This is a genomic window from Ilumatobacter sp. (assembly GCF_030065885.1).
GTDB lineage: Bacteria > Actinomycetota > Acidimicrobiia > Acidimicrobiales > Ilumatobacteraceae > Ilumatobacter.
Genome location: NZ_JASJCS010000143.1, coordinates 1 through 11,604, shown reverse-complemented (window position 1 = coordinate 11,604; position 11,604 = coordinate 1). Strand labels below are relative to the sequence as shown.

Sequence of the window (11,604 nt, the reverse complement as noted above, 5' to 3'; positions counted from 1 at the left end):
GGGTCGTCGACGACCACCCCGGCATCGTCACCGCGACGACCCGACCGATCACGGTGGCGCCGGCGCCCGCGGGGTGAGCGTGCATCGCCGATAGGACGGCATCGGCGTCCTGCTCGGCGACGAACACCGCCAGCTTGCCCTCGTTGGCGATGTCCATCGGGTCGAGACCGAGGAACGAGCAGGCTGCCGCCACCGCATCGGGGACCGGCACCAGCGCCTCCTCGTACTCGACGCCGACCTGGGCGGCGGTCGCGATCTCGCACAGGGTCGCGGTCAGCCCGCCCCTCGTCGGGTCGCGCAGCACGTGCAGGTCGGGGCAGGCGGCGAGCATGCCGCCGACGAGCCCGGCGAGTGCTTGCGAATCGGAGCAGACCTCGGTGCCGAACTCGAGCCCCTCGCGCTGCGACATCACGGCGATCCCGTGCTCGCCGATCGGGCCCGAGACGATGATGATGTCACCCGGCGCGGCTCGCGTCGGGCGGATGTCGACGCCCTCGGGGATGACGCCGATCCCGGCGGTGTTGACGTACACGCCGTCACCCGTCACGGCGTCGATCACCTTCGTGTCGCCGGTGACGAGCGGCACCCCGGCCACGCTCGCCGCGGCACCCATCGCCTCGGCGATCCGGCCCAGCGTGGCGAGCTCGGTGCCCTCGGCGACGACGAACCCGCAGCTGAGCGCGATCGGGCGCGCCCCGCTCATCGCCACGTCGTTGATCGTGCCGTTGACGGCGAGGTCGCCGATGCAGCCACCGGGGAAGAACAGCGGCTGGACGACGTACGAGTCGGTCGAGAAGGCCAGCCGGCCGGCGCCGTTTCCCGCGGCGCCGAGGTCGATCGTCGCTGCGTCGTGCAGCTCGCCGGTGGTACCGAACGCCGGCCGGAACAGGTGCTCGACCAGCTCGGCCGACATGCGGCCGCCGCCGCCGTGGCCCATCACGATCCGCTCGGTGTGACGGAGCGGCAGCGGGCAGGACCAGCCCTCGAGGTCGACGTCCGAGCCGCCGTCGTCAGTCACCCGCGACGACCTCGAGACGCCGGTACTGGTAGTAGGCGGCGCAGGCACCCTCACCGGAGACCATCGTCGCCCCGAGCGGCGTGCGCGGCGTGCAGGCGGTGCCGAACGCCTCGCACTCGTGGGGCTTGATCAGGCCCTGGAGCACCTCGCCCGCGCGGCACACCGACGATTCGGGTGCATCGACGCCGGTGACGTCGAACTTCGCCTCCGCGTCGAACGCGGCGAGCTCGGGCCTGAGCCGCCAGCCGCTGGCGGGGATCTCGCCGATGCCGCGCCACTGCCGGTCGCACACCTCGAACACGTCGCCGAGCATCTGCTGGGCCGCCACGTTGCCCTCGGCGGTGACGACCCGTTCGTAGGCGTTCTCGAGGCGCGCCTCGCCGGCCTCGAGCTGCACGACGGCTCGCCGGATGCCGTCGAGCACGTCGAGCGGCTCGAACCCGGTGACGACGATCGGCAGCCCGAACCGCTCGACGAGCGGCCCGTACTCGTGCGTGCCCATCACCGAGCAGACGTGTCCGGCGGCGAGGAAGGCGTCGACCCGGCTGGTCGGCGACGACGCGATGGCCGAGATCGCCGGCGGTACGAGCACGTGGCTGACGAGGACCGAGAAGTTGGTCAGGCCGCGCTGCTGGGCGAGGTGCACGGCCATCGCGTTCGGCGGCGCCGTCGTCTCGAAACCGATCGCGAAGAAGACGACCTGACGGTCGGGGTGCTCCTCGGCGAGCCGCACGGCGTCGAGGGGGGAGTACACGACGCGCACGTCTCCGCCCTCGGACTTGACGCTGAACAGGTCGCGGCCGGAACCCGGCACCCGCAACATGTCGCCGAACGAGCAGAAGATCACGTCGTCGCGGGATGCGATCGCCAGCGCCTTGTCGATCATGCCGAGCGGCGTCACGCACACCGGGCACCCCGGGCCGTGGATCAGCTCGATCGTGTCGGGCAACAACTGGTCGATGCCGTTGCGGATGATCGAGTGCGTCTGCCCGCCGCAGACCTCCATGATCGCCCACGGCCGCGTCGCGACGTCGGCGATCTCGTCGAACAGCTTCCGGGCGAGGACCGGGTCGTTGAACTCGTCGAGGTACTTCACGGCTCGACCACGCCGCCGGTGACACCGAGCTCGTCGTCGAGCACGTTCAGCTCCTCCAGCATCCGCAACGTCTCGAGGGCCGACTCCTCGTCGACGCGCGAGATGGCGAACCCGGCGTGAACGATCGCGTACTCGCCGACCTCGATGTCGGGCAGGTACGCGAGGCAGATGTCCTTGCGGACACCGTCGAAGTCGATCGTCCCCATCGTCGTGCCGCGCTCCTCGCGCGTGTCGACGATGCGACCGGGAACTGCCAAGCACATGTCAGACCTCCATGCTCGGGTCGGGTGTGTGGGCGGCGATGTACGCCTGGCCGAGCGCCAGGCCCCCATCGTTGGGCGGGACGCGGTGGTGCGTCAAGGCGTGCACGCCGTCCTCTCCGAGCCGATCGAGGCACCACCGGGTGAGCAGCGCGTTCTGGAAGACGCCACCGGTGAGCGCCACGGCGTCGGCGCGGTCGCGCAGGTGGGCCACGAGCTCGGCGACGAGCTCGACGACGGCGACATGGAACGCGGCGGCCACGGTGGCCGTGTCGATGCCGCACGAGAGATCGTCGACGATCGCACGGATCACGGGCGCAGGATCGGCGACCACGGGTCCGTCCGCACCGCCGGCGAGGGTGAACCGATAGCGGCGGTCGGTCGGCCCGGCGGTCGCCGCAGCGATCTCGAGCTCGATCGCGGCCTGCGCCTCGTAGCTGATGCGGTGCCGGAGGCCGATCAGCGACGCGACAGCGTCGAAGAGCCGCCCCATGCTGGTCGTCGGCACGCACGAGAAGCCGGTCTCGAGTTGCCGGGCGAGCACTCGTGCGGCGTCGCCATCGGAACGGAGCTCGGCCACGGGCGCGAGGTCCTCACGCCGGTCGATGCCGGCGGCGTGGAGATGGGCGAGGGCGACGCGGTACGGGTTCGCGATCGCGGCGTCGCCGCCCGGGAGCTGGACGGGCGCGAGGTGGGCCGCCCGCTCGAAGCCGGACGCCGTCGCGAGCAGCACCTCGCCGCCCCAGATCGCCCCGTCGGTGCCGTAGCCGGTGCCGTCGAACGCGATCCCGAGCACCGCGGTGCCGGGGGCGACGCCGTGCTCGGCCATCACGGCGGCGACGTGGGCGTGGTGGTGCTGCACCTCGATCACACGGCCCCCGGCCCGCCGCCGACCCCACCGAGACGTGGCGTAGGCGGGGTGAGCGTCGACGGCGATCACGTCGGGCTCGACGTCGTACAACCGGGTGAACTGCGCCGCCACCGCCTCGAACGCGTCGAGGGTGGCCAGCGTGCCCTGCTCGCCGATGTGCTGGCTGACCCAGGCGTGCTGGTGCGACGCGACGCAGCACGTGCTCTTCATCTCGCCGCCGACGGCGAGCACGGCGCGGCGGGCACCGTCGAGCGCGACCGGCACCGGTGCGTAGCCGCGGGCGCGCCGCACCGGCAGGAGGCGGTCGCCGACGACTCTGACCACCGAGTCGTCGCACGGCACCTCGATCGGCCGGTCGTGGGTGAGGGCCACGTCCGCGAGCGGCGCGAGGACCTCGTCGACGTCCTCGTCGCGGTGCACGATCGGTTCGCCGCCCCGGTTGCCGCTGGTGCACACGAGCGGGCCCAGTCCCTCGGCGAACAGCAGATGGTGGATCGGGGTGTAGGGCAACATGACGCCGACGAGCGGGTTGCCGGGTGCGACGAGCCGCGTGAGCCCGCTGTCGTCGCGGGTCCGCAGCAGCACGATCGGGCGCGCTGGTGACGCGAGCAGGTCGGCCTCGGCATCGCTCACCTCCGCAACCTGCCGGGCGGCGTCGAGGTCGGCGACCATGATCGCGAACGGCTTGTCGGGCCGGTCCTTGCGATCGCGCAGGCGGCGCACCGCAGCGTCCGACGTCGCGTCGCACATCAGGTGGAAGCCGCCGAGCCCCTTGACTGCAGCCACGTCGCCCCGGTCCAGTGCCGAGGCGGTCGCTGCGATCGGTTCGCCCGGCACCGTGCACGACAGCGTCGGGCCGCAGTCGTGGCAGGCGATCGGCTGCGCGTGGTAGCGGCGGTCGCCCGGATCGGCGTACTCCTCGGCACACGCCGCGCACATCTCGAAAGCGGCCATCGTGGTGGCCGGCCGGTCGTAGGGCAGCGAGCGGACGATCGTGAACCGCGGGCCGCAGTTCGTGCAGGTGACGAACGGGTGCCGGTACCGCCGGTCGTCCGGGTCGAACAGCTCGGCGAGGCAGTCGTCGCAGACGGCGGTGTCGGGCGGGACGAGCGTGCGCTCGCCGTCCGCCGACCGGCTGGGGACGATGCGGAAGCCGTGCCCGGCCTGGATGCGCCCGTCATCGAGCGGCCGGCGCGAGATCGATTCGATCGAGGCCAGCGGCGGCGCGTCGTCGCACAGCCGGCGCTCGAACTCGTCGAGCCGGTCGGGCGGCCCGGCCACGGTGACGAACACGCTGACCGCGTCGTTGCCGACCTCGCCGTCGAGGCCGAGCTGCGTCGCCAGCCGGTACACGAACGGCCGGAACCCGACCCCCTGCACGATGCCGGTCACCGTGAACGCCTCGACCACGAACACCATCGTTACAGCTCCCAGACGGTGACCCGGTTGTTGCCCGAGTCGGCGACTGCGACACGGCCACGGTGCGCGCACACCCCGTACGGCCAGCAGAACGTGTCGTCGAGCACAGCGTCCCAGCGGTTCTCGCCGTTGGTGGTGAAGTCCGCCTGACCGAGGACCCGGTCGGCGGGCGTGTTCGACGCCGGCGGCACCGAGTCCCAGACGAGCACCCGGTTGTTCGCGGTGTCGGCGACGACCATGGACGGCTCGGCGTCGCCGTCGCGGTGCGGGATGTCGATCGCGTAGGGGAACCGCAAGGCGGTCGCGGACTGGGGCTGGTACGGGAATTCGCCGTGCTCGACGAAGTCGGGCTGCCCGAACACGAGGTCGGCGTCGACGTCGCCGCGAGGTGCAGCGTGCCAGGCGAGGAGCCGATGGTTCCCGGCGTCGGCGACGAACAGGCGCCCGCCGTCGCCCGCGAGGCCGTGCGGCCATCGGAAGCTGCGCGGGCCGACCTCACCGCGGTTCTCGTCGCGTGATCGGGCGTCGGGCTGACCGAGCACGACCGACGGCGCCTGACCCGGTTCGGGGATCGCGTCCCAGGCGAGCACGCGTCGGTTGCCCGTGTCGGCGACCCAGAACCGCCCGTCGATGACGGCGATCCCGAACGGCCAGTAGAAGCCGAGCGGCCCGCACGGTCCGCCCCGGTTCTCGTCGACGGACGCCGCGTCGGGCTGACCGATCACGTGATCAGGGGCGGTGTCCGAGCGCTGGGGGACCTCGTCCCAGATCAGCAGGCGATGGTTCCACGCGTCGGCGATCACGAGCCGGCCGTCGTGCACCAGCATCCCGGTGGGCAGCCGCATCCCCGCCTCGGGTCCGCGCCCGCCGGCCTGGGCGCCCTCGGTGGTGAAGTCCGGCTGGCCGAGCACCACGTCGGCGTCGGCGTGCGATGGCGGACGCGGGTCGTGCCAGATCAGCACGCGGTGGTTGCCGGTGTCGGCGACGATCAGGTGGTCATCGTCGAGCCAGACGCCGCGCGGTGCGTACAGCTGCGCCGCGCTCGGGTCGGCGGCGGGGAGTGCCAGCCCGCCGCTGGCCGGAGCACCCAACCAGGCGGCCGGGCGCGCGCCGCCGGTGTGATCGGCGCCCGTCGGCGCCGGCGCGCTCCAGCCGGTCGAGACACGGACCGACGTCGACACGTCAGGCATCGACGCGAACCCAGATCACGCCGTCGTCGATGCGCGTCGGCACCTGCGTGAGCTGGGCGCCCGGCGCGGACAGGCACTCGCCGCCGGCGGCGTCGAACGTGAACCCGTGCCACGGGCATCGCAGCACACCGTCGGAGCAGTCACCGCCGTCGAGGGTGCGACCCTGGTGCGGGCACTCGTTGCGGTACACCGCGATGCGTCCGTCGACGTTCACGGCGATCAGGCTCGTCCCTTCGAGATCGATCCGCACGATCGTGTCGGGGACGATCGCAGCGGCGTCGCCCGCCTCGCGCCATCCGGCGTCGCGCTTGATGCCGACCGACTCGAGCGGGATGAACGCCGCGGTCGGCTCGTCGTCGACGACCGCGAGCTCGGTCACCTCGTCGACCTGCCCGACAAGCGCCTCGCTGACCACCTCGCGCAGGGTGACCGCCGACATCGAGCAGCCGTTGCAGCTGCCGTGGAGCCGTACCGTGGCGACCGATCCCTCGACGGCGACCAGCTCGACGTCGCCGCCGTGGGACTGCAGGTACGGCCGGACCGTGGTGAGGGCGCGCTCGGCGCGGGTCGTCGGGTCCGGCCGGATGATCCCGTGGAGGCCGAGGACGGCTCGCACGGCGGGGTCGTCGACGAGCTCGAACAGCAGCTCCTTGCCGCGGGGGTCGTCACGCAGCGTGCGGACGATGTGCACGAGAGCCGGCCGGTGGAAGGCCTCGATCGCCGCCCGGAGCTCGTCGGCGACGTCACGTGCGTCGCCGTCGAGCTCGACGACGCGCCCGAGCGCGGCGTCGACGCCCGCCGCGAGGTCGTCGAAGCCGGGCCCGGCGACCTCCGCGGCCCCCGGAGCGCTGGCGGTCCGCTCGGCTTCGATCGTCACGGTCGGTCCTGACGAACCAGCGACTCCTGCTTGGCGATCTCGTCGAGCACGCCGCGCACGCTCCGGACCGCCTCGTCCTCGCCGAACTCCTCGAAGATCGCCCGCGCCTCGTGCAGCCTCGCCTTCGCCTGGTCGAACATCCCGAGGTGGGCGAGCGCGTTACCCTGGTTGGCGAGCACCCGCGCCCGGCCCTGCGGGTCGCTGCCGCGGCTGCGGTGCTCGAGCACGGCCTCGTACAGCTCGACCGCCTCGGCGATGTTGTCGGCCTGGTGCTTCGACGGCATGTAGACGAGCGCGTTCGCGAGGTTGAGCTGCGTGCTCGACCAGCGATCGGGGTGGGTCTCGGGGGTGAAGTGGGTGAGCGCGTCCCGCATCGACTGGACCGCGACGCCGGTGCGGAGCAGGTCGGAGGCCTCCTGCATCGGCATCATGAGGTAGGCGAGACCGAGGTTGGCGTTGGCGATCGCCCACGTCTCGGGTGCGTCGTCACGGCGCACGAGAGCGAGGGCTTGGTGGTAGTGGTTGATCGCCTGCTGCATCAGCCGCGGTGCGGCCTCGGACATCTCCTGGTACATCGCGCCGGCCGCGACGTGCAGCTCGGCACTGGTCAGGTGGAGGTCGGTGCCCGCCATCGCATCGAGCGCCGCCTGGAACGTCACCGACGCCCGCTGGACCCCGCCCTCGTCGAGCTGGGTGTTGGCGAGCTGGCCCATCAGCTGGCCGGCCAGCGGCACCGACGTGTCGTGGGCGGACTGGGCGGCGGCCTCGAGGTGCTCGATGGCGGCCGCCGTGTCGCCCCGCTCGAGCGCTGCCGTGGCATGGGCGGCCGCGGCCATCGCCGAGAACTCGCCGTCCGTGTCGGACGGATCGGGCGGGGCGGGGCGGAGGCCGAGCGCGAACGCGATCGTGTCGACGTGGACGACGAAGGCTGCGTCGCCTGCCGCGGCCGCGTCGGCGGCGAGCGCCTCGTACGACGTACGGCTGGGTTCGAGCACCAGACGGTTGGCGCGAGCGACCAGGTCGTCGCCCGTGAGCGCCGCCGCTGCCGCGACCGGGTCGCCGTCGAGGGCGATCGCGTAGAAGCGCAGCTCGTCGGGCCACTCGGCAGGCAGCTTGCCCTCGACGAGCGACGCCCGGACGTCGTCGTGGCCGTCGGGGATCACGAGGTAGCCGGCCGGGAGCGGGAACACGCCGACGGGTTGGGGGCGAACGAGCACGCCGGTCGCCGGGTCGTTCGTCATGGTCACGTCGTCGTCCTCTCAGCCGTTGACCGGGCCGTCGATGTCGCGGTCCGCGCCCCGCCGGATCCAGTTCGCGGCGATCGTCGCCTCGCGTTCGGTCGCGTAGTCGTTGACGGTGCGGCGGACGACGCCCTCGGGGAAGGTGACGGCGATGTCGACCACCCATCGGCCGCGTTCGAACCGGACGACGGTGTCGACCCCGAGCGGCGGGCCGGCGAAGTGATCGGGCTGCTCATCGGAGGGCGACACGGAGCGCTCCGCGGGCGTCGTCCCAGACCGCGTCGCGGTCGCCGACCGGCGGGTCGTCGTCGGGCAGCGCCTCCCAGATCAGCGTCGAACGGTCGCCGTCGGGGTTGCGCTGCTTGAGCAGGAGGCCCCCGCCCTCCGGACCGACGAGCGGCATCAGCCACAGCTCGTCGCCGCGTGGGACCGCGACCAGCGAGTCGCTCGGGAAGAAGCGCTCGGCGACCTCGGCGCCGAGGCGCAGCGAGCCGTCGCCGGTGAACGTGACCTGGACGCTCATGCCGCATCCTCCCACGACGCGGCGATCATCGTCATGACGGAGCCCATCGCCGACTCGACGGCCGGCGACAGCGGCGCGCCGGGTTCGGTCTGCCCGGCTTCGATCAGGAACACCGTGATGTCGTCGGGGAACTCGTCGCCGAGCAGCCAGCGCCCGAACGACAGCGCGTGGTCCCAGCGGAACGCGTGGGTGTGGAGCCCGTCGAGCGGCGGCAGGTCCTCGAGCTCCGCGCCGGGCACGCGGTAGACCGTCCCCGGTGCGACGCCCGTCAGCGACGCGTCGACCAGGATCACCCGCCGGGCGCCGCGCAGCTTGAACGCGACGTCCATGCCGGCCGTGCCGCCGTCGACGAGCGTGACGTCGTCGGGCACGCCGCGCTCCCAGAGGTGGCGCACGAGCGTCGGGCCGACCGCGTCGTCCCCGCGCAACAGGTTGCCGCAACCGACGACGACCGTCTGACCGCTCGGGTGGGCGCTCAGGGACTCGTCGAGGGCGAGGAGGCGAGCCTCGTCGGGCGTCACCGCCGTCTACACCATCCCGTTGACCACGAACGTCGACAGCTCCTTGCCGGTCCTGCCGTCGTACGCGTGGACGGTGCACACCAGGCACGAGTCGAAGCTGCGTGCGACGTGGCCGAGCTCGACGGGGTCGGAGGTGTCGGCGATCGGCGAGCCGATGAACGCCTGCTCCATCGGGCCGAGCACGCCCTCGGAGTCGCGGGGACCGATGTTCCACGCCGTGGGCGTCACGACCTGGTAGTTCTCGATCTTGCCGTCCTCGACGACGATCCAGTCGCTGAGCGCGCCGCGTGCCGCCTCGGTCGACCCGAAGCCCTTGCCCGACTCGTGCTCGACGGGCTTGGTGTAGAAGCTCTCGGACAGGTCGAGTTGGTCGAGCCACTGCCGGGCCCAGCGGTAGTACTTCGGGCCCTCGTGCATGCGGCCGAGCTGGCGGACCATGACCGACGGGCCGATCCGGTTCAAGATGTCGAGGAACAGCGGGTCGTCGTCCTGGTGGTCGGCGGCGTCGGGCGCGGCGGCCGCGACACGACGGGCGAGCGGGCCGACCTCGAGCGGCACGTGCCCGTGACCCGGTACGTCGTAGCGGGGCGACTTGGCCCACGAGTACTTGTCCTGCTTGCGGCCGTCGGCGGGGTCGACCGGCACGGTGCGGCCCTCCCACGGGTGGAGCAGGCCGCCGCCCTCGTAGAACGAGTGGGCGGTGTCCTCGGCGACGCGCAGATGGTCGAATTCGCTGAACTCGCCGTTGGCATAGATGCCCGAGCGGTTGATCAGCGCGGCGTTGCGTCCCTCGACGGTCGGGTGCTCGTAGAGCGACGGCTCGAAGTACGTGCCGGTGGCCAGGTAGTTGCCGACGCCGGCGCCGTACTGGTCGAGCCCGACGTCCATGCAGTACCGGATGAAGAAGCCGCAGTCGGAGTCGTGCTGGGCCTCGTTCTCGTCGACCCAGGCGAGCACGTCGTCCCACGTCTTGTTCTCGAGCCAGCGATCGACGGAGCAGCCGAGCCAGTCGCCTTCCAGCCAGGCGCGATTCCAGTTCTCGAGGATCGCGATCGAGCGGCTGACCTCGGCGAGCGTCGGCGCGCACATCACGCCGCCGGGGATCATGAAGCTCGAGTGCGGCCACTGGCCGCCGAACATCGCGTACACCTCGACGGGCTTCTGCGAGAGGACGACGCCCTTCTGGTAGCTCGTCCCCACGTACGGGGCGAAGCGGCGTACGGCCTCGTCGTAGAGCGGCGAGTTCGCGTACTTCTTGTTCGTCAGGTCGATCGCGAACAGCGCGTAGAAGTAGCGCGGGATCGACTGCAGCGTCTCGGCCGCCTGTGCGATGTTGCGAATCAACGTCGCGTTGTGCGGCATGTGGGTCGCCCAGGCGGTGTCGAGTGCGTACGCCGACTTGTAGAGGTGGCTGCCGCCGCAGATCCCGCAGATGCGGGGCGTGACGATCAGGCCGGCCTGGGGGTCCTTGCCCTTCAGGATCATCTCGAAGCCGCGGAACATGCCGGCGGTCGTCCACGCCGACGACACGACGCCGTCGTCGATGGTGACGCGCACGTCGAGGTCGCCCTCGACACGGCCGAGCGGACTGACGTTGAGATCGATGGTGCTCATGTGGGTGGTTCTCCTCGTTCCTCGTCGGTCCGTCAGACGACGAACATGTCTTCCTTCGACCACTCGGGCGCGGCGACCTTGGCGGCCGCGGCGTGCGCCATGTACGTGAGGTGGTCGGTACCCTCGGGCACTTCCTTCGGGATGACGCCGTTGACCTTCTGGGTCTTGAACACCGTGCCGGGCGCCAGCTCCATGAACGGGAACTCGGGCTCGGTGCAGCCGAGGCACGGCATGCCGGCCCGGGTCTTGGAGCTCTGCCGGTTCCACAGGATCCGGTTGCACGGCGAGTGCGTCATCGGCCCGCGGCATCCGAACTCGTAGAACAAGCATCCGGTGCGGGTGCCCTCGCCGAACGACAGCGTCGACTGCTTATACTCGAAGAACTGCACCCGTGTGCAGCCCGTCTGCGTGAACGTCTTGAAGAACGTCTGTGGGCGGTGCAGGTCGTCGAGTGCGATGTCGGCCGTGCGACCGGTCGCGAGGGCGACGAGGATCTGGGTGATCCAGTCGGGGTGGGCGGGGCAGCCGGGGATGTTGATGACCGGCAGGCCTGCCTTCGACACGAAGTCGGCGCCGAGGAAACCGCCCTTCTCACGCTTGTGGAACTGCATCCCGGTCGAGTCGGTCGGGTTCGGCTCGGTGGCCGGGATGCCACCCCAGCAGGCGCAGTCGCCGATCGCGACGACGATCGAGGCCTGGGCGGCCAGTTCGGTCACCCAGTCCTTCATCGGGCGGTCGGCGAAGATGTTGTACCGGCCCGAGCCGTCGGGGCCCTCGATGACCGTGCCCTCCATCACGAAGATGTCCATCTCGCGCTCGCCGCTGGCGCACTCGCGGAAGATCTTCTGGGCGTTCTCGCCGAGCTCCATGCCGAGCGACGGATGCCAGATGATGTCGAGCCCGAAGTCGACGATCAGGTCGACGACGTTCGGTTCGTCGGCGTTGAGGAACGACATGGTGTTGCCGCTGCACGC

At 71.5% G+C, this 11,604-nt stretch carries 12 protein-coding genes; all 12 read right to left on the bottom strand.

Annotated features, from left to right (window positions below; genetic code table 11):
- Nucleotides 1–1,018, bottom strand: a 1,018-nt coding sequence (gene hypE, locus QNJ12_RS21370) for a hydrogenase expression/formation protein HypE (RefSeq protein WP_300625804.1), incomplete at its 3' end; no start/stop codon positions are given.
- A complete protein-coding gene (hypD, locus tag QNJ12_RS21365) occupies nucleotides 1,011–2,114 on the bottom strand; it encodes a hydrogenase formation protein HypD (protein WP_300625803.1) in 1,104 nt (367 codons plus the stop codon). The genes hypE and hypD, both read right to left, overlap by 8 nt.
- Nucleotides 2,111–2,377: a HypC/HybG/HupF family hydrogenase formation chaperone gene (locus tag QNJ12_RS21360; RefSeq protein ID WP_367281832.1), complete on the bottom strand. Its 267-nt coding sequence runs from the start codon at nucleotides 2,375–2,377 to the stop codon at nucleotides 2,111–2,113. Before QNJ12_RS21360 ends, hypD begins: the two co-directional genes overlap by 4 nt.
- Nucleotide 2,378: 1 nt before the next feature.
- Nucleotides 2,379–4,664 (bottom strand): carbamoyltransferase HypF, encoded by a 2,286-nt coding sequence (hypF, locus tag QNJ12_RS21355; protein WP_300625800.1) that lies wholly within the window; start codon nucleotides 4,662–4,664, stop codon nucleotides 2,379–2,381.
- A gap of 2 nt (nucleotides 4,665–4,666) precedes the next feature.
- Nucleotides 4,667–5,854 (bottom strand): NHL repeat-containing protein, encoded by a 1,188-nt coding sequence (locus QNJ12_RS21350; RefSeq protein WP_300625798.1) that lies wholly within the window; start codon nucleotides 5,852–5,854, stop codon nucleotides 4,667–4,669.
- Entirely contained in the window at nucleotides 5,847–6,731 is an 885-nt protein-coding gene (locus QNJ12_RS21345; RefSeq protein ID WP_300625797.1) for a NifU family protein, read from the bottom strand. Before QNJ12_RS21345 ends, QNJ12_RS21350 begins: the two co-directional genes overlap by 8 nt.
- The gene (locus tag QNJ12_RS21340) at nucleotides 6,728–7,972 is read right to left on the bottom strand and encodes a hypothetical protein (protein ID WP_367281833.1); all 1,245 of its coding nucleotides are present in this window, start codon (nucleotides 7,970–7,972) and stop codon (nucleotides 6,728–6,730) included. The genes QNJ12_RS21345 and QNJ12_RS21340 overlap by 4 nt, the downstream gene beginning before the upstream one ends.
- Before the next feature lie 18 nt (nucleotides 7,973–7,990).
- On the bottom strand, nucleotides 7,991–8,221 hold the full coding sequence (locus QNJ12_RS21335) for a hypothetical protein (protein WP_300625795.1): 231 nt from the start codon (nucleotides 8,219–8,221) through the stop codon (nucleotides 7,991–7,993).
- Nucleotides 8,205–8,495, bottom strand: a complete 291-nt coding sequence (locus QNJ12_RS21330) for a hypothetical protein (RefSeq protein ID WP_300625794.1) — start codon at nucleotides 8,493–8,495, stop codon at nucleotides 8,205–8,207. The genes QNJ12_RS21335 and QNJ12_RS21330 overlap by 17 nt, the downstream gene beginning before the upstream one ends.
- The gene (locus QNJ12_RS21325; protein WP_300625792.1) at nucleotides 8,492–9,016 is read right to left on the bottom strand and encodes a hydrogenase maturation protease; all 525 of its coding nucleotides are present in this window, start codon (nucleotides 9,014–9,016) and stop codon (nucleotides 8,492–8,494) included. The genes QNJ12_RS21330 and QNJ12_RS21325 overlap by 4 nt, the downstream gene beginning before the upstream one ends.
- Nucleotides 9,017–9,022: 6 nt before the next feature.
- Nucleotides 9,023–10,630, bottom strand: coding sequence for a nickel-dependent hydrogenase large subunit (locus QNJ12_RS21320; RefSeq protein ID WP_300625790.1), 1,608 nt, complete (start codon nucleotides 10,628–10,630; stop codon nucleotides 9,023–9,025).
- A 32-nt stretch (nucleotides 10,631–10,662) separates the two neighbouring features.
- The coding region (locus QNJ12_RS21315) for a hypothetical protein (protein WP_300625788.1) at nucleotides 10,663–11,604 on the bottom strand (942 nt) is incomplete at its 5' end.